Annotated in this window: 12 protein-coding genes; 9 read left to right on the top strand and 3 right to left on the bottom strand. The window is 71.2% G+C overall.

All coding sequences use genetic code 11. The features are described 5' to 3' along the window. Positions 1-56 precede the first annotated feature (56 nt). The 3 genes from treS to ACH5AF_RS11235 form a co-directional block, all read right to left on the bottom strand. The gene (gene treS / locus ACH5AF_RS11245) at positions 57-1829 is read right to left on the bottom strand and encodes a maltose alpha-D-glucosyltransferase (RefSeq protein ID WP_398901291.1); all 1773 of its coding nucleotides are present in this window, start codon (positions 1827-1829) and stop codon (positions 57-59) included. After that, positions 1826-3823: an alpha-1,4-glucan--maltose-1-phosphate maltosyltransferase gene (locus ACH5AF_RS11240; RefSeq protein WP_398901290.1), complete on the bottom strand. Its 1998-nt coding sequence runs from the start codon at positions 3821-3823 to the stop codon at positions 1826-1828. Before ACH5AF_RS11240 ends, treS begins: the two co-directional genes overlap by 4 nt. 344 nt (positions 3824-4167) lie before the next feature. Further along, the gene (locus ACH5AF_RS11235) at positions 4168-5115 is read right to left on the bottom strand and encodes an SDR family oxidoreductase (RefSeq protein ID WP_398901289.1); all 948 of its coding nucleotides are present in this window, start codon (positions 5113-5115) and stop codon (positions 4168-4170) included. A 118-nt stretch (positions 5116-5233) separates the two neighbouring features. Between ACH5AF_RS11235 and ACH5AF_RS11230 the strand changes: the two genes are divergently transcribed. From ACH5AF_RS11230 to ACH5AF_RS11190, 9 genes are all read left to right on the top strand, one after another. Then, the gene (locus ACH5AF_RS11230; RefSeq protein WP_398901288.1) at positions 5234-6199 is read left to right on the top strand and encodes an AraC family transcriptional regulator; all 966 of its coding nucleotides are present in this window, start codon (positions 5234-5236) and stop codon (positions 6197-6199) included. Positions 6200-6347: 148 nt separating this feature from the next. Further along, on the top strand, positions 6348-7808 hold the full coding sequence (locus tag ACH5AF_RS11225; RefSeq protein ID WP_398901287.1) for a 4-hydroxyphenylacetate 3-hydroxylase family protein: 1461 nt from the start codon (positions 6348-6350) through the stop codon (positions 7806-7808). Next, complete coding sequence (locus ACH5AF_RS11220) at positions 7805-9265, top strand: MFS transporter (protein ID WP_398901286.1); 1461 nt, start codon at positions 7805-7807, stop codon at positions 9263-9265. Before ACH5AF_RS11225 ends, ACH5AF_RS11220 begins: the two co-directional genes overlap by 4 nt. 119 nt (positions 9266-9384) lie before the next feature. Next, a complete protein-coding gene (locus ACH5AF_RS11215) occupies positions 9385-10506 on the top strand; it encodes a monodechloroaminopyrrolnitrin synthase PrnB family protein (protein ID WP_398901285.1) in 1122 nt (373 codons plus the stop codon). A 45-nt stretch (positions 10507-10551) separates the two neighbouring features. Then, a complete protein-coding gene (locus ACH5AF_RS11210) occupies positions 10552-11841 on the top strand; it encodes a flavin-dependent oxidoreductase (protein ID WP_398901284.1) in 1290 nt (429 codons plus the stop codon). A 287-nt stretch (positions 11842-12128) separates the two neighbouring features. Further along, a complete protein-coding gene (gene glgP / locus ACH5AF_RS11205; RefSeq protein WP_398901283.1) occupies positions 12129-14798 on the top strand; it encodes an alpha-glucan family phosphorylase in 2670 nt (889 codons plus the stop codon). A 515-nt stretch (positions 14799-15313) separates the two neighbouring features. Beyond that, positions 15314-16882, top strand: a complete 1569-nt coding sequence (locus ACH5AF_RS11200; RefSeq protein WP_398901282.1) for an FG-GAP repeat domain-containing protein — start codon at positions 15314-15316, stop codon at positions 16880-16882. A gap of 556 nt (positions 16883-17438) precedes the next feature. Beyond that, entirely contained in the window at positions 17439-18965 is a 1527-nt protein-coding gene (locus ACH5AF_RS11195; protein ID WP_398901281.1) for an FG-GAP repeat protein, read from the top strand. 23 nt (positions 18966-18988) lie between these two features. Continuing rightward, complete coding sequence (locus ACH5AF_RS11190) at positions 18989-22636, top strand: LamG domain-containing protein (protein ID WP_398901280.1); 3648 nt, start codon at positions 18989-18991, stop codon at positions 22634-22636. The last annotated feature ends 129 nt before the right edge of the window (positions 22637-22765 follow it).

The following is a 22765-nucleotide window of genomic DNA, read 5'->3' as shown; positions in this document are numbered from 1 at the left end:
CCGCCCCGCCGGCGCAGGGGGCGCCTTTCGGACCCGTGATTCCCTCCTCAGGGCTGTCAGGCCGGAGTGGTGCCTGTCCCGGTTCCCGGCTTGGCGACCTGTGCCGCCGCCGGTGCGGCGTCCTTGCGCAGCCGGAACCAGTAGAAGCCGTGCCCCGCCAGCGTCAGCAGATACGGCCACTGGCCGATGGCCGGGAACCGCACACCGCCGATCAGCTCCACCGGGTGCCGGCCGCTGAACGCCCGCAGATCGAGCTCGGTCGGCTGTGCGAACCGCGAGAAGTTGTGCACGCAGAGCACGAGATCGTCGCCGCCGTCCTCGTTCGACGGGGCCTCGCGCAGGAACGCCAGCACCGCCGGGTTCGACGAAGGCAGTTCCGTGTAGGACCCCAGTCCGAAGGCAGGATTCTGCTTACGGATCTCGATCATCCGCCGGGTCCAGTGCAGGAGGGACGACGGCGAGGACATCGACGCCTCGACGTTGGTGACCTGGTAGCCGTAGACCGGGTCCATGATGGTCGGCAGGTACAGCCTGCCCGGATCGCACGAGGAGAAGCCCGCGTTGCGGTCGGGGGTCCACTGCATCGGCGTGCGCACCGCGTCCCGGTCGCCGAGCCAGATGTTGTCGCCCATGCCGATCTCGTCGCCGTAGTAGAGGATCGGCGAGCCGGGCAGGGACAGCAGCAGTGCGGTGAACAGCTCGATCTGGTTGCGGTCGTTGTCCAGCAGCGGCGCGAGACGGCGGCGGATGCCGATGTTGGCCCGCATCCGCGGGTCCTTGGCGTACTCCGCGTACATGTAGTCGCGCTCTTCGTCCGTGACCATCTCGAGCGTGAGCTCGTCGTGGTTGCGCAGGAAGATGCCCCACTGGCAGTTCTTCGGGATGGCCGGTGTCTTGGCAAGGATCTCCGACACCGGGTAGCGGGACTCGCGCCGCACGGCCATGAAGATCCGCGGCATCACCGGGAAGTGGAACGCCATGTGGCACTCGTCGCCGCCCGCCGCGTAGTCGCCGAAGTAGTCGACGACGTCCTCGGGCCACTGGTTGGCCTCGGCGAGGAGCACCGTGTCCGGGTAGTGCGCGTCGATCTCCTTGCGCACCCGCTTGAGGAAGGAGTGGGTGCGCGGCAGGTTCTCGCAGTTGGTGCCCTCCTCCTGGTAGAGGTACGGCACGGCGTCGAGCCGGAATCCGTCGATACCCAGGTCCAGCCAGAACCGCAGCGCGGAGATGATCTCCTCCTGCACGGCGGGGTTCTCGTAGTTGAGATCGGGCTGGTGGGAGAAGAACCGGTGCCAGTAGTACTGCTTGCGTACCGGGTCGAAGGTCCAGTTCGACGATTCGGTGTCGACGAAGATGATGCGGGCGTCCTGGTACTGCTTGTCGTCGTCGGCCCAGATGTAGTAGTCGCCGTACGGCCCGTCGGGGTTGGCCCGAGACTCCTGGAACCACGGGTGCTGGTCGCTGGTGTGGTTCACCACGAAGTCGATGATGACGCGCATGCCGCGCTGGTGGGCGGCGTCCACGAACTCCACGAAGTCGGCCAGGTCACCGAAGTCCGGCAGCACGGAGGTGTAGTCCGCGACGTCGTAACCGCCGTCCTTCAGCGGGGACTTGAAGAACGGCGGCAGCCACAGACAGTCGACGCCCAGCCATTGCAGATAGTCCAGTTTGGCGGTGATTCCCTTGAGGTCGCCGATGCCGTCGCCGTTGCTGTCCTGGAAGGAGCGGACGAGGACCTCGTAGAAGACGGCCCGCTTGAACCAGTCGGGGTCGCGGTCGCGAGCGGGGGTGTCCTCGAAGGTGTCGGGGACGGGTTCATTGACGATCATGATGTGGGTGACCCTCCGGTCTGCGGGGACGGTCGCAGGGTGACGATGTGCGCGGGCGTGGTGCCCGGCTCGAGGCGCACATAGTTCGCCCTGCCCCAGTGATAGGTCTCACCGGTGAGCTCGTCGCGCACCGGTACGGTCTCGTGTGCTGCGAGTCCGAGCCGCGGCATGTCCAACGAGACCGTGGCCTCCTGGGTGTGGTGGGGGTCGAGGTTGGCGACGACGAGCACGACGTCCTGGCCCGAGCGCTTGGAGTAGACGATCACCGCCTCGTTGTCGGCGTGGTGGAAGTGGACGTCGCGCAGCTGCTGAAGCGCCGGGTGGCGGCGCCTGAGCCGGTTGAGCAGGGTGATGAGCGGGGTGATCGTGCGGCCCTCGCGGTCGGCCGACTCCCAGTCCCGAGGCCGCAGTTGGTACTTCTCCGAGCAGCGGTACTCCTCGCTGCCGACGCGCAGCGGGACGTTCTCGCACAGCTCGTACCCGGCGTACACGCCCCACGACGGGGACAGCGTCGCCGCCAGCACCGCCCGCACCTCGAACGCGGGCCGGCCGCCCTCCTGGAGGTAGGCGTGCAGGATGTCGGGGGTGTTCACGAAGAAGTTCGGCCGCATGTACGCGGCGGGCTCGCCCGACAGTTCGGTGACGTATTCAGTGAGTTCGTGCTTGGCGGTGCGCCAGGTGAAGTACGTGTACGACTGCTGGAAGCCGATCGCGGCGAGCGTGTGCATCATGGCCGGTCTGGTGAAGGCCTCGGCGAGGAAGATGACGTCCGGGTCCTTGCCGTTGATCTCGGCGATCACCTGCTCCCAGAAGACGACCGGCTTGGTGTGCGGGTTGTCGACGCGGAAGATGCGCACCCCGCGGTCCATCCAGAAGCGCAGCAGCCGCACCGTCTCACGGACCAGGCCGGGCATGTCCGCGTCGAACGCGATCGGATAGATGTCCTGGTACTTCTTCGGCGGGTTCTCGGCGTACGCGATGGAGCCGTCGGGCCGGTGACGGAACCACTCGGGGTGCTCCTTCACCCAGGGGTGGTCGGGCGAGCACTGGAGCGCGAAGTCCAGCGCGACCTCCATACGCAGCGAGCGGGCCGCCCGGACGAAGTGGTCGAAGTCCGTGAGCGTGCCGAGATCCGGGTGGATCGCGTCGTGACCGCCCTGCGCCGAACCGATCGCCCACGGCACGCCCACGTCATGCGGACCGGGCGTCAGGGAGTTGTCGCGGCCCTTGCGGTGAGTGGTGCCGATCGGGTGGACCGGTGGCAGGTACACCACGTCGAAGCCCATCGCGGCGATGGCGGGCAGCCGCTCGGCCGCGGTGCGCAGTGTCCCCGAGACGGGCGGCTCGCCCTCCTTGACCACCGCGCCCTCGGAGCGCGGGAACATCTCGTACCAGGAGCCGTACAGCGCACGCCGGCGCTCGACCTTCAGCGGCAGGGGCGGTGCGGAGCTGACCAGTTCACGCAGGGGATGACGGGCCAGCGCGGCGGCGGCCTCGGCGCAGCGGGCTGCGTCGAGGCGCGCGGCGGCGGGCCGCGCGGTGTCGCGCAGCGCGTCGACGACGGCGAGGACCGCCTCCCGGCCGTCCTTCTTGGGCACCGCGGCCGCGGCGCGCTCGTACAACTCGGCGCCCTCCGCGAGAACCAGCTCGGTGTCGATGCCGGCCGGGATCTTGATCTCGGCGTGGTGCCGCCAGGTGGCGACCGGATCGCTCCACGCCTCCACCGTGTAGGTCCACTCCCCCTCGCAGTCGGGCGTGACCTCGGCGCCCCAGCGGTCGGTGCCCGGGGCGAGCTCCCGCATGGGGGTGAAGGGCCCCGGGCGGCCCTTCGGATCGTGCAGCACGACATTGGCGGCGACCGCGTCATGGCCCTCGCGGAAGACCGTGGCGGTGACCCGGAAGGTCTCACCCGCCACGGCCTTCGCCGGCCTTCTGCCGCAGTCGACGAGCGGGCGTACGTCCAGGACGGGAATGCGGCCAATGAGCGAGTTCACAACATCACCTGAGGGCTGTGCGGGCAGGTCGGGTCGAGCACGTAGATGTGATTTGCGCAGTGTGTGTCTTCTTTGTAACTGCTCGGTCGGTGACTGGCCGGGTGCGGGCATGTCGGCTCCTGTCCGCGTTCACTCGGGTGGACGGAAAGGATGCGATGCGAAGGGTGTGCTCGCGTACGTACCGGATGAGCCTTCCCACGCCTTCGGGGAGGTCAATCCGGCGATGTGTTAACTACTAGGACGTAGCGGGACGCGCAAGACGCACGAAAAAGGACCGGACCCGTCACCTGGACGGAACCGGTCCTCCTCGTTGTCTTTTGTATACGGGCCTCCCCGACGCGCCGTCAGGCGGTCCCGGCGGACTCGGCCGTACGGCCCGACCACATCTGCCACGGCTGCCGGGTGACCCACTCGTCCACCGCGGCGGCCGTGAAGCCCAGCTCGCGCGCCGAGCCGCCGCCGTCACCCGCCATCAGCCCCGGCTCCACCCCGCTCGCCATGAAGTGATAGATCCCCGCCACCCCGCCCGCCGTCCGCGGGCCCACGATCTGTGCGAGCCCCTGTTCGAAGACGTGCGGCTCCAGAGCCGTGTAGCGCACGGGACGCCCCAGCCCACGGGCGAACTGCTCGGCCAACTGGGGCCCGGTGAGGCTCTGTGCGCCGCCGATGTCGAACGTGCGGCCGGCCACCCCGTCCGCCCGCAGGGCCGCGTACAAGGCCTGCGCCAGGTCCCGGTGGGAGATCCACGCCGTGGGGACGTCGGCGGGCAGCGGGTAGGCGAGCACGCCCTCGTCGACCAGCGCCGGGCCGTTCCACGGGCTGAAGAGGTTGTCCAGGTACACGGGGGGGCGCACGACGACCAGTTCCACGCCGCTCTCGGCGAGGCCCTCGCGCAGCACGGTCTCCACCAGGCGGCGCGTCTCGAAGGCCGCGATGTTCGTCGTCCCCCGCGGGACACGCGTGTTGGCGTTGTACACGATCCGGTGCACCTTGCTGTCCCGCGCCGCCTTCGCGATGTGCTGGGCGTAGCGCATGACCTTCTCGGCCTCGTAGACCAGCGGCATCGTCACCGCGGCATGGGTCGCGTCCGCGAAGAGTTGCCGTACGTCCTCCTGCCGCCCCAGGTCACCGCTCGCGACGGAGACCCCGGGCAGCTTCGGGCGGTCCTCCTCGGGCTTACGGCTCAGGGTGCGTACCCGATGGCCGCATTCGGCCAGCAGACGGGCCGTCGCACCGCCCTGGAAACCGGTCGCCCCCACCACGGCCACGCGCATAGGAATGTGATCGGACATGTCTCAGAAGGGCCCTTCGATAGGGTGTCACTGCTGCCGTGAACGGCTCCTCAAGGCTCGCGGCGACGGCTTCGGCCGATCAATTAACAATCCGGGGCGGGGGTTGAAGGATCGTCCAATGGAACGACCACTGAAACCAACCCAGAGCGAACGCGACGACCTGCTGAGCGAGCTGCTGAAGCCGCTGAGGCTCACCGGTGTCTTCGACAGCCGTTGGCATCTGCGCGCGCCATGGGCCATCGAGGGGGACGCGGAACAGAGCTGCGCCGTACTGCACTTCATCACCGAAGGGGGCTGCTGGATCACCGGCGAGGACCAGACGCCGATCGAACTGCGTGCGGGAGACCTCGCCGTTTTCCCCACCGGATCCGCGCACCGGCTCGCCGACCGCCCCGACCGGCGGGGCGTCTCGCTCGCCGCGGTGCTGCCCGAGCGGCAGCCCGGCACCTCCGGCGAGATCCGCATCGAGGGGGAGGGACCCGTCAGCAGACTGCTGTGCGCCGGGCTGCACTACGACGCCAGTGCGGCGACCGGCCTGTACGAGGCGCTGCCCTGGGCCCTGGTGCTCGACGGCTCGCAGGTCGACCAGGAGCCGCTGCTGCGCGACACCCTGCGGCTGCTCGCCACGACGGACCGGCCCGTGGGGCCGGGGGACCGGCTGATCACCCTGCGCGCCTTCGAGATGGCGCTCGTGCTCGCGCTGCGGCCACTGCTGCGCGAGCTGGCCGGCAACCCGTCCGTACTGCCCGTCCTCAGGCATCCCGGTATCAGCAAGGCCATGGTGATCATCGCGACCCGGTTCGCCGAACCGTGGACCATCGAGTCGCTCGCCCGCGAGGTCGGCATGTCCCGCTCCGCCTTCACCGCTGCCTTCCGGGACCTGGTCGGCGAAGCGCCCGCACGGCATCTGACGGGCCGCCGGATGCAGGAGGCGGCCCGGTTGCTCGGCGAGACCTCGCTCCCGCAGTCCGCCGTGCCCGAACGGGTCGGCTACCTCAGTGCGGTCGGCTTCCACCTGGCCTTTCGCAAGTGGTACGGGATGACGCCCGGCGAGTACCGCAGCAAAGGCGCCTCAGCCGCATGATTGGCCGGTTCTTAAGGACCGCTGGACGGTCGTTCATTGCCCTGTGTCCTCGGCGGGGGACAGGCTCGGCTGAAACCAGCCGCCGCCCGGCCGGCTCCAGCGCGGCCGGCGGCGGCCCGTCCATCCGCAGCCCCTTCGAGGAGAGACGTTGACCAGGTCCGGCCAGGAATACCTCGCATCGCTGCGTGACGGGCGCGAGGTGTGGCTCGACGGCGAGCGCGTCGCCGATGTCACCCGCCATGCCGCCTTCCGCAACACCGCGTCCTCGCTCGCGCGGTTGTACGACCTGGCACACGATCCGCAGTACGCGTCCGTGCTCACCGCGGACGGCGCGCATCGCGCGTACAAGGTCCCGCAGACCTACGAGGACCTGGTCGCCCGGCGGCGCGCCTACAAGGTGTGGGCCGAGTCGAGTTTCGGCTTCCTCGGGCGGACCCCGGACTACATGGCGGGCGGGGCGGCCGGATTCGCCGCGGCTGCGGGCCTGTTCACCACCGACGGCTTCGACGGCGCGGACAACGCGCTGGCCTACCACCGCAGACTGGCCGAGGGCGACCTCTACCCGACCTTCACCATCACCAATCCGCAGATCGACCGCACCAAGGGGGCCTCGCAGCAGGAGGAGGACGACCTGGTCGTCCGGGTCGTCGCGGAGAAGGACGGCGGGGTCGTGGTGCGCGGCGCCAAGATGATCGGCACGGCGGCCGTCTTCGGCAACGAGGTGATCGTCGGCACCATCGAACCGCTCGCACCCGAGGACGTCGACCACGCCCTGTGCTTCTCGGTGCCGATCGACACACCCGGTCTGAAGTTCCTCTCCCGCACCTCCTACGAGGCGCAGGCCCGGAGTGTCTTCGACAACCCGCTCTCCTCGCGGTTCGACGAGAACGACGCGCTGCTGGTGTGCGACGACGTGTTCGTGCCCTGGGAACGGGTGCTGACCTACCGCAACGTCGACGCCACGTTCGGCATGTGGTGGCGGACACCGGCGTACGTGAACTTCGTGCACCAGGCCGCCACGCGCTTCTGGACCAAACTGGAGTTCCTCACCGGCATCGCGATCCTCCTCACCAAGGCGAACAACACCTACCGGCTGCCGCCGGTCACCCAGGCGATCGGCCGGCTCATGGGCAGGGTGGCACAGGCGAAGGCGTTCGTGCTGGCGGCGGAGGCGTCGTACGAGGTGGTCGAAGGGGGACGCGGCGGGGTGATGCCCGGCAAGGACATCTCCTACGCGCAGCGGATCATGGCGGGGGAGCTGTACCCGGCGGCCGTGCAGGAGATCAAGACGCTGGCGGGCGGCGGGGTCATCCAGCTCCCCGCGTCGGCCGACGACCTGCTCCACCCCGAGCTGGGCCCGCTGGTGAGGAAGTACATCCGCTCGCCCGGCCATCCGGCGGAGGACCGCATCAAGCTGCTCAAGCTGGCGTGGGACGCGCTGGGTTCGGAGTTCGCCTCCCGCCACGAGCAGTACGAGCGCTTCTACCACGGCGCGCCGCACGTCTATCTGATGCAGCAGGTGTGGGAGGGCGACACGGACAGCTGCGAGTCGCTGGCGCGGGCGTGCCTGTCGGGGTACGCGCTCGACGAGAGGACCGCACAGCGGTGACCCACGACCGCACCACGGACGCTGCCCCAGCCGACCGGGCCGCGTCCGGGGCCGGCCCCGCGCTCCCGCTCCTCGCCGCCACCCAGCTGCTCCTCATCATGGACACCGCGATCGTCAACGTCGCCCTGCCCTCCGTCGGCGACGACCTCGGGTCCGGGTCCGCCGGGTTGTCGTGGGTGGCCAACGCGTACCTCATCACCTTCGGCGGGCTGCTGCTGCTCGGCGGGCGGACCGCCGACCTCCTCGGGCACCGGCGGCTCTACCTCGCCGGACTCGGGCTGCTCGCAGCCGCGTCCGCCGCGGGCGGCGTCGCGGGCAGCGTCGGGCAGCTCGTCGCCGCGCGGGCCGCACAGGGCATCGGCGCCGCACTCGCCGCGGCCGCCGCCTTCGCCCTGCTGCTCACCCTCTTCCCCGACGGGCCCGCCCGGCACAGGGCGCTCGGCGTGTTCGCCGCGATGGGCGGCCTCGGCGGCGTGCTCGGCACCGTGCTCGGGGGCGTACTGACCGATGTCCTCGGCTGGCGCTCCACGTTCTGGCTCAACGTCCTCGTCTCGCTCGTGCTCGCCGCGGCGGCGCTGCGGCTGCTCGCGCCGGGCGCCCGCGGGCGCGGCACGGGCTTCGACCTCGGCGGTGCGCTCACGGCCACCGGCGGTCTCGGACTCCTCGCCTACGCCCTCGTCGGCGCGGGCGAGGCGGGCTGGACCGGTGCGCGGACCCTCGTGAGCGGGGCCGGAGGACTCGGCCTGCTCGCCGCCTTCGCCCTGCTGGAGCGGCGCGTCGCCCGGCCGCTCGTACCGCCCGCCGTGCTGCGCCGGCCTGCCCTGCGACGGGCCAACATCCTGAGCGCACTGGCCCAGATGGCGTTGTTCCCGATGTTCTTCCTGGTCAGCCTCCACCTGCAGAAGGTGCTCGGACACTCGCCGCTCACCGGCGGACTGGGCCTGCTGCCGCTGTCCCTCGTCGTCGTCGCCGTCGCCCCGCAGACCGGCCGGCTCATCGGCCGACTAGGGCTGCGCCCCGCCATGACCCTCGGCTTCGGGCTGCTCCTTTCCGGCATGGTCTGGCTCGCCTTCGCCCTCGATGCCGACGGCACCTTCCTCACCACCGTCCTCGCCCCGAGCCTCGTCCTGGGCGCCGCCCTTCCGCTGGTGATGGTCACCACCAACGTGGCCGCCACGGCCGAGGCCTCGCCCGAGGAGACGGGACTCGCCTCCGGACTGGTCAACACCAGCCAGCAGTTCGGCTCGGTCCTCGGGCTCGCGGTACTCGTCGCCGTCGCCACCGCGGGAACCGCGGCGCCCGGCGACGCCGCGGCCGAGACCGCGGGCTTCAGGTCCGCCCTTCTGGCCGGAGCCGCGTTCGCGGCCCTGGCCGCCCTGCTCTCCTCCCGGCTGCGGCTACCCGCGCCCGCTATGGCGCCGCCACGCCAGGACCGGGTCGGCGGCGCCGTGGAGTGACCGGGGGCGGGGACGGTGCCGGGTACACGCCGTGCGCCCACCGCGGCACAGGGCTGCCCCGCGCTTCGCCCGCCCCACATCCCACCAGTGAACCGTTTTCTGTCCGAAGGGACATTCCGTTGACCCTGTACGACCTTGTCGCGCCCGGTCTCGATGTGCTCGGCGAACCGCGTTACCGGATAGGGGAGATACGTGCGGCCGACCCGCTCGGTGCCGACGCGCTGCTCGCCGCGCTCCCGGCCATGAACGCGGACGCGGACGTGCCCGCGCTCACCGTCGCCCTGCGCACGCTCGTACCCGACGAGAACCGGGTCGCCTCGCTCGGCATCGTCGACGCGCTCGCCGCGATGCGCGACCTCGGCATCCTCCTCGGTTCGCTGAAGCGTCACGGCGTACAGCCGCTCGCCGCCGTTCCGGAGGCCCTGCCCGTCCTGGAGGAACTGGGCCGCCGCACGGACATGGTCCCCCGGGACACCGTGCACCACTACACGACCTGGAACCCCTCGGGACGGCGCCGGCGGATGTACACGGGCGACCCCATGGAGGGCAACCTCCAGGACGCCGTCCGCATGGTCTTCCCCAGCCTCGTCGCCTCGCTCGACACCTGCGCGGAGCTCGCCCGACTGGAGCCGTACGACCCGGGGTTCGCCCTGGCCCTCGACCGCACCGCCCAGCACGTGCAGTCCATGGTCGACTCGATCGACTTCACCGTCGCCCGCGTCTCCCCCGTCTTCTTCGCCCGCGAAATGCGCTCCTACTTCGAGGAGATCGACGTCGCCGGGCGCGACTACCTCGGCCCCGCCGCCGCCCAGGTCCCGTTGTGGCTCGTCGACCTGACGCTCTGGCAGTGCGACCGCGGCGACGAACGCTACGACGCCTTCCTCGAGGAGTCCGTCCAGTACAGCCTGCCGTCCTGGCGCGCCCACTACGCGGCCCACCGGGGCGGCGTCTCCGCCGTCTCCAAGCTCTCCGCCGCCTTCAGCTGGGAGGGCGGGGGCCGCGTGCCGGCCACGCTCACCGCGTCGGCCGTCTCCCTCGCCCGTGTGCTGCGCATCCTCAAGACCTTCCGCGCCCGCCACCTCACCATCGCCCGCAAGGCCTACAGCGAGGAGGTGCGGCTCTACGACGCCGGCAGCGGCGGCGCACCGGTGGCCCTCCTGCGCTCCGTCCTCGACCTGACCCGCGAGAACGAGACCCTGGTGCGCCGCTCGGTGGAGCGGCCGGGCACCAGCGCCCGCTGACCGCCACAGGAGAGCCACAGGAGAGTTCGAGGAGATTTCGTCCCCATGACCCACATCATGATCGTCGGCGGCGGCATCGCCGGCCTCACCGCCGCGCTCGCCCTGCACACGGCCGGGTTCGAACGGATCACAGTGGTCGAGGCCGCCCCGGAGATACGCCCGCTCGGCGCGGGCCTGAACCTCATGCCCAACGCGGTGCGCGAACTCGACGCGCTCGGTGTGCTCGACCGCATCGAGGGACACGCCGTACGCACCCGGGAGTTGCGCTACTACCACCGCAGCGGTTGCCTGATCTCCCGCGATCCACGCGGACTCGCCGCCGGGTACCACTGGCCCCAGCTGTCCGTCCACCGCGGCGCGCTGCAGCTCACGCTCGCCGAGGCCGTACGGGACAGGCTCGGCGAGAGCGCACTGCTCAGCGGCGTACGAGTGACGCGCGTCGACCGGATCGACGGCCGCCGCCCCCGCGTCACCCTGGAACACAGCGACGGCGCACGCCGCGGCCGGGCCTCGCTGGAACCGGACCTGCTCATCGGCGCGGACGGCATCCGCTCCGCGGTACGCGCCGCGCTCCGTCCCGGCGAGGGCGAGCCACCGTGGAACGGCATGCTCGTCTGGCGCGGGGTCTCGCGCGTGCCCGCGCAGCGCGCGGGCGACTTCATGTTCATCGCCGGGGACGACCGGCTGCGGGCCGTGGTCTACCCGATCTCCGAGCCCGCCGACGGCGGTGACGTCCTCGTCAACTGGGCGCTCGCCGCGCCCTCCGAGACCGCCGGGAAGACCTTCCGCGGCGACTGGAACCGGTCCGTCCCCGTGGCCGCGATCGCCGGCCGATTCGCGGGCTGGGAGTTCGACGGGGTCAGCGTCCCGGAGATCCTCCACGCCGCCGACGCGGCGTACGAGTATCCGATGGTGGACCGCGATCCGCTGCCCGTGTGGTCCCGGGGCCGTACGACGCTGATCGGCGACGCGGCACACGCGATGTACCCGATCGGCTCCAACGGGGCGACCCAGTCCGTCGTCGACGGCCGGGCCCTCGCCCACGCGCTGGCCGGCCACCGCGACCCGGTGGCGGCGCTCGCCGCCTACGAGGCGGACCGCCGGCCCGTCATGACCCGACTGCAGCTGTCCAACCGGCAGAAGGGACCCGAGGTGGTCATCGACCTGGCCCACCGGCGTGCACCCGGCGGATTCACCGACATCCACGACGTGATCCCGGAGGCCGAACTCACCGGTATCGCGGCACGATACGCGGCCACCGGCGCGTTCGACCCGGGGAGCGTCAACCAGGGCTCCCCGTACGGAGGAACGGTGAGCGGCGGGGGCCGTGGCTGACGGGGCAGCGGTCGGTGGCGGTTGCTGCCTGTAATGGGCCTCCTCGGGTCGGCGGCAGGTCCTGAGCCTGGGGCCGACGGCAGGTCCTGAACGGGCCTGAATTCGCCGTGCGGCGGGGGCCACACCGGGGCGGTCGGGCAATGCGACCGGTAGGGGTGTGCGCCCCCTGGCGAACCGTGCGCCGTGGTGGGCGGGGACGGGGTGCGACTAACGTCGCACCGACGGAAAAGGGCGCACACCGCCGTGCGTCCGCTCGGATGCGTACATCCCCTGCGAAGGTGGGACCTGTGAAGGCCATTCGTCGATTCACCGTCCGCCCCGTCCTCCCCGAACCACTGCAACCGCTCAGCGGCCTGGCGCGCAATCTGCGCTGGTCCTGGCACACCGAGACCCAAGAACTGTTCCGCTCCGTCGATCCCGAGGGGTGGCAGGCCGTCGCCGGCGATCCCGTGCGGCTCCTCGGGAACGTGTCCGCCGCCCGGATGGCGGACCTGGCCAAGGACCGGCGCTTCCTGCGCCGGCTCGCCGCGGCCGCCGACGACCTGGACGACTATCTGCACGGCCGCAGGTGGTACCAGTCCGGCGACGGCGGCCCCGACACCACCGAATTCCCGGCCGCCGTCGCCTACTTCTCACCGGAGTTCGGCGTCACCGCCGCCCTGCCGCAGTACTCGGGCGGCCTCGGCATCCTCGCCGGTGACCACCTCAAGGCCGCCAGCGATCTCGGCGTGCCGCTGATCGGCGTCGGCCTGCTCTACCGGCACGGCTACTTCCGCCAGTCGCTCTCCCGCGACGGCTGGCAGCAGGAGCACTATCCCGTGCTCGATCCCAACGAACTGCCGCTCGATCTGCTGCGGGAGGCCGACGGCACCCCGGCCGGCGTGTCCCTGGCCCTGCCGGGGGGCCGCCTGCTGCACGCCCACATCTGGGTCGCCCAGGTCGGCCGCGTCCCGCTGCTGATGCTCGACTCCGACGTCGAGGGCAACGGACCGGGCGCCCGCGACGTCACCGACCGGCTGTACGGCGGCGGCAGCGAGCACCGGCTGCTCCAGGAGATGCTGCTCGGCATCGGCGGCGTACGGGCGGTCCGTGCGTACTGCGGGATCACCGGGCACGCCGCGCCCGAGGTGTTCCACACCAACGAGGGCCATGCCGGCTTCCTCGGCCTCGAACGCATCCGCGAACTGGGTGAGTCCCCCGACAAGGGCGGCAGCGGCCTCGGATTCGACGCGGCCCTCGAAGCCGTGCGCGCGGGCACGGTGTTCACCACCCACACCCCGGTGCCCGCGGGGATCGACCGCTTCGACCGCGACCTCGTCGCCCGCCACTTCGCGGACGACGCCGAACTGTCCGGAGTCCCCGTCGACCGGGTGCTCCAGCTGGGCACCGAGAGCTATCCCGGCGGCGAGCCGGGCCTGTTCAACATGGCGGTGATGGGCCTGCGGCTCGCCCAGCTCGCCAACGGCGTGTCCCGGCTGCACGGGGCCGTCAGCCGCGAGATGTTCTCCGGCCTGTGGCCCGGCTTCGACGCCGTCGAGGTGCCCATCACCTCGATCACCAACGGCGTGCACGCGCCGACCTGGGTCGCACCCGAGGTCTTCCGGCTGGGAGCGCGCCAGATCGGCCCGGGGCGCGCGGAGGACGCCCTGTCGGTCGGCGGGTCCTCGCGCTGGGACGCCGTGGCGAACATTCCGGACGCGGAGATCTGGGAGCTGCGCCGCTCGCTGCGCGAACAGCTGGTGCTGGAGGTCCGCGAGCGACTGCGCGCCTCCTGGCGCCAGCGCGGTGCGGGCGCGGCCGAACTGGGCTGGATCGACGGGGTGCTCGACCCCGACGTGCTCACCATCGGGTTCGCCCGGCGGGTGCCCTCGTACAAGCGGCTCACGCTGATGCTCCGCGACCGCCGCCGGCTGACCGAGTTGCTGCTGCACCCCACCCAGCCGATCCAGATCGTCGTCGCGGGCAAGGCCCATCCGGCCGACGACGGGGGCAAGCGTCTCGTCCGTGAGCTGGTGCGCTTCGCCGACGACCCGAAGGTGCGCCACCGCCTGGTCTTCCTGCCCGACTACGGCATGGCGATGGCCAAGAAGCTCTACCCGGGCTGCGACGTCTGGCTCAACAACCCGCTTCGTCCGCTGGAGGCCTGCGGCACGAGCGGCATGAAGGCGGCGCTGAACGGGTCCCTCAATCTGTCGGTGCTCGACGGCTGGTGGGACGAGTGGTACGAGCCGGACTTCGGCTGGGCGATCCCCACCGCCGACGGCGCGGCCACCGACGAGGACCGCCGCGACGAACTGGAGGCGGCGGCGCTGTACTCGCTGATCGAGGACCGTGTCGCGCCCCGCTTCTACGACCGGGGGGCCGGCGGACTGCCCGACCGCTGGATCGAGATGGTCCGCCGCACGCTGACCACGCTCGGACCCAAGGTGCTGGCCGGCCGCATGGTGCGCGAGTACGTCGAGCGGCTGTACACCCCCGCCGCCAAGGCCCACCGGGCCCTGGACGCCTCGGCCGCCGGAGAGTTGGCGGACTTCAAGGCGCGGGTCCGCGCTGGCTGGCCACAGGTCGCGGTCGACCATGTGGAGGCTGTGGACCAGGACGCGGGTGCGGGGGCCGCGGCGACGGCGGGACTGGGTTCCACGCTGACGCTGCGGGTGCAGGCCAGACTCGGTGACCTGCGGCCGGACGATGTGGAGGTGCAGGCGGTGGCCGGCCGGGTCGACGCCGACGACGCGATCCGCGACGCCCAGACCTTCCCGCTGAAGCCGTCGAGCGGCCCGGATCTGGAGGGCCGCTGGGTGTACGAGGGCCCGATGGCGCTGGACCGCACGGGACCGTTCGGCTACACGGTGCGGGTGCTGCCCGCCCACCGGCTGATCCCGGCGGGCGCCGACATGGGTCTGGTGGCCCTGCCGTCGGAGGCGGCGGGGCAGGAAGCGGGCATGCTGATGCGCTGAGTCCGGCCGCTGTTCGGGCGCGGTCCTTCCCGGTTCGGGGAGGACCGCGCCCGTTTTGCTGCCCGGAGCCGACGCGGCCGCACCGCGGAGGTGTGGCCGCGGAGCGGCGTCCGGTCCGGTCGAGTGCGCCCGGTTCGTGACCGTTCCATGACGCCCTGGTGCAGCCGATGTGATCAAGGCGTGATGATCACTGATGATCACTGATGAGTCGATGTCGGACTTGTGATCTTGTGAGGTTGCGCCGTTCATGTCATAGTCCCGTTCCGCTTCTGCTGGTCGCGGGGGGCCGGAACCAGGATGTGACGGGGAGTCGGCGGAGCAGGGAGGCTTCGTTTGGCATCGGCCGGATCGGCACCAATGTGCTGTGCCGGTGGTGTCCCCCACCTCCGTACCGGCCGGCAGAGGCATGAGGCTGCCCGGACGACCGATCCGGGCTGCCTCGTGGACCAGTCACATGGATGCCGTGCTTCTCGTTGCTCGAAGGACGCCACACGGCACAGCAGGTGGGGGGAAGAATGCCGCGTGTCGGCACGCGTACGGCCCGGGGGGTGACGGCGCTCGCTCTGGGCGCCGCGGTCACCCTGCTCGGGCAGGGGGCGGCACCGGTGCCGCAGGCCGCCGCGGCCACGGGCTGCGCCGGAGCGCAGAACGACTTCAACGGTGACGGCATCCGCGACATGGCCTTCGCGGACCCGGAGGCCACGGTCTCCGGCAAGGAGCGCGCCGGGCAGATCCACATCGTCTACGGCGGCGGCAAGGGCACGTTCGCTCTGTCGCAGGACTCGCCGAACGTGTCGGACGCAGCCGAGACCGGTGACCAGTTCGGCTTCTCGTTCGCCGTCTACGACGCCAACAACGACGGGTGCAGCGACATCGCCGTCGGCATCCCGTTCGAGGACATCAACCTGACCGACCGGACCGTCAAGGACGCCGGCCTGGTTCACCTGATCTACGGTTCGCCCACCGGCGTCGCCTCGGCCGGACTCGGCACCTACGGCTTCCGGCAGGGAGCCGACGGGAAACTCGGCGGTGGTTACGAGGCCGAGGACTGGGTCGGATACGCCGTCGCAGCGGGCAGGTCGGCCACCAACATCCCCTTCCTCGTGATCGGCGCCCCCGGCGAGGACGGTGCCGAGGGCAAGGACATGGGGATGTTCCACTACGTCTACGGCACCGGCTACAACGTGGCGCACGTCGCCCAGGACAGCGCCGGCGTGTGGGAGGACCCCGAGCCCAACGACCGCTTCGGCGCGTCGATCGCCGCCACCGACCGCCACTTCGTCGTCGGTGCTCCCGGTGAGTCCACGGCCACCACCACGCAGAACATGGAGTTCGCCGGTGCCGTGATCGCCTTCCGGCCGTCGATCAACACCGACGGGATCCCGGACCCGCTCTTCGGCATGGGGCAGGGCCGCAGCGGCACCGGTGACACCACCGCCCAGGCCGGAGACCAGTACGGCTCCTCCCTGGCGATGGCGCCCTACCGCCCCGCCGGTGCCACCGCGAACAACGACTCGCTCCTCGCGGTCGGCGTACCGGGCGAGGACCTGGCGACCACCGTCGACGCCGGCGCCGTGCACACCTACCACATCAAGGCCGACGGCACCGTCCAGCACCTCAAGTGGATCGACCAGAACCAGCCGGGCGTGGAGGGCGAGGCCGAGGCGGGCGACTTCTTCGGCCAGCGGCTCGCCGCCGTCAACACGTCCCCGACCGTGACGGGCACGGCGGCGACGATGCGGCTCGCCGCCGGGGCCCCGGGCGAGGAGTCGACGGAGGAGTATCCGGAAGAGGGCGGGGTGCAGATCCTGCCCCTGCTCGGTGACCCCGGAACCGGTGACAGCTGGATCTCGCCCGGGAACGGCATCCCCGCGACCCGTGCGCCCCGCATGCTCACCGGCATGGGCCTCGGATCGAGCCCCGGCGCGCTGTACGTCGGTGTCCCGTACGGGCCCGTGGCGAACAGGGCCGTACACGCCTTCCCCTGGAACACCCCCAACGGCGGTGCACCCACGCAGAGCTGGCGGCCGGGTGAGGGCGGCATCCCGCTGGACAACGTCGCGTTCGGAGCGTTCCTGAGCTGACGGGCGCGGCGGCCGGTCCTCGCGGGGCCCGGCGCCACGGGGCCGTCGCATCCTGCCGTGCCGCAGGGGCGGTGACGGCTCACCGGCAGACCGGTCCAGCCCCATGACGGTGCCAGGCCCTGGCCGAACGGGTCGCGCCAGTGAAGCGGGCAGCCCGGCTCCGGCCGGGCCACGCCCGCCCGGGCAGCCCGGCCCCCGCCCGGACACAGCACCTCGCTTGCGCGAGGGCAGCGACCGGCTCTCCGGCGGGCCGCGTCCAGCAGGCAATCGGCGGCCGGGACCGCAGGGCGACGCGGCGGCCCTCCCCGGTCAGGACACAGCGGCGCCCTCGGCCACGCACAGTCCGTCCACCGAAAACCGCCGGAAAGCAAACCGACCTCCAACCCCCGGGCCCCGCGGGCCGTTCGAAGGAACGGCCGCTCAGGACCGAACGGCCCATCGACACACGTGGATGCCACGCACGGCGCCCACGCCGAAACCACCGGCGGAAGCCGCCGGGATCAAATGGGGAGGACCCAACGCAGTGACCAGTCCAACGCGTCGGCCACGACGCACCATGCGGGGACGAACGGCGCTCACCGCCGGCGCCCTCGTCCTGACCGCCTCGGTCCTGGGCGTCGGTTCGCCGACCCACGCCGCGACCGCCGCCGGCTGCTCCGGCGTGGAGTCGGACTTCAACGGCGACGGAATCCGCGACACCGCCATCGCGGATCCGGAGGCGACCGTCGCGGGTCACGCCGAGGCGGGGCTCGTGAGGATCGTCTACGGCGGCGGCAAGGGGACGTACGAACTCTCGCAGGACTCGCCGAACGTACAGGGCTGGGCCGAGCGGGGAGACCGGTACGGATTCGCCCTCGCCGTCTACGACGCCGACGCCGACGGCTGTGCCGACCTGGCCGTCGGTGCCCCGTACGAGGACGTCTCCACCAACGCCGACGCCGGCCTGGTGCACATCGTCTACGGCTCAGCCGCAGGCCTCAACGGCGGCAAGGTTCCCAAGGAGCACCTCCAGGGCGAGGGAACGACCATCGGCGGTGCGGCCGAGCCGGGCGACTGGCTCGGGTACGCACTCGCCGCGGGCAGGACGTCCACGGGAAGCCCGTACCTCATCGCAGGCGTACCGGGCGAGTCCATCGGCACCGTGGAGGACGCCGGCGGCTTCGTCTACATCCATGGGACCGCGCAGACCGTCGTCGGCATCATCCACCAGGACGTCGAGACCGGAGGTGCGGTGCCGGGTGTCGCCGAGCCGGACGACCGGTTCGGCGCGTCGCTCGCCACCACGCCGACCCACTTCGCCGTGGGCACCCCGGGCGAGGCGCTCGGCACCGTGCCGTTCGCCGGTGGCGTGGCTGTCTTCAGCCACACGCTGTCCTCGGGCTACCCCAAGCCCCTTGCCGGCCTGGCCCAGGACCAGGACGTGATCACCGGGGCCGAGGAACCGGGCGACGGCTTCGGGACCGCTCTTGCGATGGTGCCGTACCGGGCGTCGGGTGCCACCTCCACCACCGAGTCGCTGCTCGCGGTTGGCGTGCCCGGTGAGGACCTCAAGAGCGTGGTCGACGCGGGCGCCGTGCAGGTCTTCAAGATCTCGGCGAGCGGTGCCTTCACCGAGACCATGTGGATCGAGCAGGACAGCGCCGAGGTCGAGCAGGCGAGCGAGCCGGGCGATTTCTTCGGGCAGCGTCTCGCGGCCGTCAATACGGCGCCGAGCAGCACCAGTTCGGGGACGAACACCCGGCTTGCCATCGGTGTCCCCGGTGAGGAGTCGTCGGAGGAGCACCGCGAGAAGGGCGGCGTCCACATCGTGCCGATGGTCGGTGTGCCCGGAGCGTCGGACTCCTGGATCGACCCGGGCTGGGGCATCCCCGGTGAACCGGCGCCGCTCCAGCTCGCGGGTCTGAGCCTGGCTGCCACGCCGGGCGGGCTGTATGTCGGTATGCCCTACGGGCCGGCGGCGGGTCACGCGGTCCACCTCTTCCCGTGGAACACGGCGAACGGTGGTGCTCCGACGCAGACATTGAGGCCCGGCGAGGGCGGTATTCCCGCGGGCGACACCGCTTTCGGTGCGACGGTCCGCTGATGGACAACAAGGAGAACGGACACGTGTCCAGACGTATGCGACGCGGCCTCGTGCTGCGCGGCGCGATCGCCGCGGTGGCGGCCGGCGCCGTACTGACCGGCGGCTTCAGCGCCCTGCCGGACGATTCGGACGGCGCCGACGCCGCGCCGAAGCAGGCAGCCGTCGGCACGGGGACCCCCGTGCAGACGGAGGCCGAGGCCCTCGCGGTCGCCAAGAAGAGCAACAAGAAGATCGAGATCCTCGGCATGCGCACCGCGCGCCGGGAGATCTACGCCGAGCCCAACGGAACGTTCACGGCACGGGAGTACACCGACCCGATCCGTACCTTCCAGGACGGCTCCTGGGTCGACATCGACAAGACCCTGGTGCGCCGGTCCGACGGCAGGGTGACGCCCAAGGCCACCGCCGTGGCCCTGTCGTTCTCGGACGGCACGGCCGGCAGGCCGTTCGTCACGATGAACCAGGCCGGCCGCGAGCTGTCCCTGACCTGGCCGTACGGAAAGCTGCCGGCGCCCGTCCTCGACGGTGAGACGGCCACGTACAAGGACGCGCTGCCCGGCGTGGACCTCGCGGTGCGCGCGGAGGCCGACGGCTTCGGCCACCTGCTGATCGTCAAGACCCCCGAGGCCGCCGCCGATCCGAAGCTCGCCCGGCTTGACCTGGGGCTGAAGACCGACGGGCTGAAGGTGACCGAGGCCGCCACCGGCGCGCTCAAGGCCGAGGACGCCGCGGTCGGCGGCACCGTCTTCGAGGCCGGCAAGCCCGTCATGTGGGACTCGGCCGCCGTCAAGGAGGCCGCTGCCAGGAAGCAGGGCCCGAAGGCCGTCTCCAAGGCGCTCGCCGCCGCGTCCGCGGACGCGGTTCCCGCCCCGGCCGTCGCCCCGGAGCCCGCGCTCGCGGGTCCCGGCGGTGGTGGCAAGACGTCGCCGCTCGGCGTCGAGGTCGGCAAGGGGAAGCTGTCCCTGGTGCCCGACCAGAAGATGCTCAAGGGCAAGGACACGGTCTTCCCGGTCGTCATCGACCCGATCCAGCGCACCACCTCGCGCACCGCGTGGACTGGCGTGATGTCGGGCATGCCGAGCGAGCAGGACTGGAAGTACTCCGGCAGCGCCGGCGTGGGCAAGTGCCCCACCGACTACAGCCCGGTGTCATGCAACGGCGTGGGGGTGCGGCGGCTGCTGTTCACGATGCCGATGTCGTTCTACCAGGGCAAGCAGATCCTCGGCGCCTCGTTCTCCGCGCGCGTCGAGCACATCTACAGCGCCTCGCCGACCGCCGAGCCGATCCGGCTCTACCGCATCGGCGGCAAGAACTACAGCATCACCTCCTCCTCCAGCTGGTCCAACACCTCGGACGACTGGCTGGACCACATCGGCACGGTCGACAAGGCGATCTCGCCCACCAGTTGCTCCAGCCAGGCCAATCTGCACTTCGAGGCCGGCGCCACGGGTGAACTGACCACCGAGGTGAAGACCGCCGCGGCCGAGGGCTGGTCCTCGATGACGCTCGGCCTGCGCGCGGCGGACGAGACCCGGCTGCCCGAGTGGAAGCGGATCTGCGGCAACGCCTACCTCTCCATCAGCTACAACAACCTGCCCCGCAAGATCACTTCGCTGTCGCAGAACCCCGGCGGTGTGTGCACCTCCGGCGCGGGCCGCCCCTATGCGGAGGTCCCGCCGCAGCTCCAGGCCATCGCCAGCGACCCGGACCACACGAGCACCAGCACCGACAAGGTGAAGGTCGAGTTCAAGGTCGACTGGACGGACCCGGTCACCAACGAGGCCAAGAGCTACACGTACCTCACCCCGACCTGGCTGGCGCCGACGTCCGGCACCAAGTTCACCCACACGGTGAAGTCGACGATCCCGCAGAACACCGTCATCTACTGGAGTGCCCGCGCCTACGACGGTGACGGCTACGGCCCGTGGAGCTATGAAGGCGACACGGTCCGCTGCGAGTTCATCTACGACAAGACCCTGCCGGGCAAGCCGAACGTGCTGTCCAAGCAGTACCCGTCCGACAGCGTCTACCACGACGGCGTCGGCACCTACGGCTCGTTCACCTTCTCGCCCAACCCGAACGACTCCGTGCCCGACACGGACATCGTGAAGTACCGGTACGCGTTCGACAGCACCGCCACCCCGGCCACCACGGTCCCCGCCACGACGGCCGGCGGTCCCGCGACCGTGAGCTGGATGCCGACGCGTTCCGGACGCCACTGGGTCGACGTCATCGCCGTCGACAAGGCGGAGAACCCGAGCACCAAGGCGCACTACGAGTTCCTCGTGACCGAGGGCACCCCCGTCACCGCCCAGTGGAACCTCGCCGACGCGCCGACCAGCACCGAGGCGCACGACGAGACCGGAGCCTTCTCCGCGGACGCGGGCACGGGCGTCACCTTTGGTGTGGAGGGTCCCGGCGGCAAGGTCGACGCGGCCGCCCGCTTCGACGGCACCTCCGCCGCCTACGCGGATGTCAACGAGACGGTCCTCGACTCCTCGAAGAGCTTCAGCGTCAGCGCCTGGGTCCGCCCGAAGGGCACCCCGACCCGTGACATGGCCGTCGTCAGCCAGGACGGCACCGGCGAGCCCGGCTTCACCCTGGGCTACGACCACACCGCGGGCACCTGGGCATTCTCCGTCCCGGTGACCGACGTCGACTCGCTCGGCGAGTGGAAGGCCGTCGCCACCGGCGTCAGCGTGCTCGCCGACCAGTGGGTCCTGCTGACCGGCGTCTACGACGCCACCAAGTCCGAACTGCGGCTGTACGTCAACCAGTACTCCAAGGGCGTCGCCTCCCGCCGCTCGGTGTGGCGGTCCTACGGCCCGCTGCAGCTCGGCCGTACCACGGCGAAGAGCGGCTACCGCGACAACCTCGACGGCGACCTCGCCGAGGTCCGCGTCTTCGACCGCGTCCTGCCCGCCGCCCAGGTGGCCGAGATGATGACGGTCAAGCCGGAGCGCAAGAACTACTGGCAGCTCGACTCGGCCTCCTCTGGCTCGTCCCCGGACACCGGGACCGGGCAGGCGCTGACACTCGCCGGCAACGCCGCCGTCATGGGCGCGCCTACCGACCCGCTGTCGCTGGAGCCGTACCCCCTGGTCGGGGCGGGCCACCTGGTGCTCGACGGTGACGGGGACTACGCGTCCACGGCCACCGCGCCGGTCACCGGAGCGAGCAGCTTCACGGTCAGCGCCCGGACCCTGCTCACCACGCTCGACCCGGAGAAGGCCCAGACGGTCCTCTCGCTGCCGGGTACGGCGGCCAACCGCCTCGCGGTCCGCTACCGGCCCGCCCCGAACGCCGAGACCCCGTCGATGTGGGAGCTCGCGGTCGCCGAGTCCGACTCGGCCACGGCCCCGGTGAAGAAGTTCGCCGACGACCAGGAGCTGCCGGACACCGACCCGGCGGGCCAGCACCTGGCCGTCGTGTACGACGCGTTCGCCAACGAGATCCGGCTGTACGTGAACGGCCAGCTCGCCGACATCGCGCACGGCACCGATGACACCCTGTGGGCCGCCACCGGCGCCCTCCAGGTGGGCCGTTCGGCTCTCGGCGGCGGCAGCGAGTACTTCGCGGGCGCGATCGACGAGGTCCGCGTCTACAGCGGTGCCGCGGACAAGACCGCGATCCAGCAGATGTCCAACCCGATGGCTCTGCCGGACATGTAGTCCTCGCGGGCGGGGGTGGCGGGGCCCCCCCCGGGGCGGGCCCCCCCCCCCCTGGGTTTTTTCCGCCCGTTATAACGTGGGGGACACCGGTTTGCCTTTTGTGGGCCGGTGGTGTTACCGCGCCGACCC

Source organism: Streptomyces sp. NPDC018833, assembly GCF_044390825.1.
GTDB lineage: Bacteria > Actinomycetota > Actinomycetes > Streptomycetales > Streptomycetaceae > Streptomyces.
This window is presented reverse-complemented; position numbering and strand designations above follow the sequence as displayed.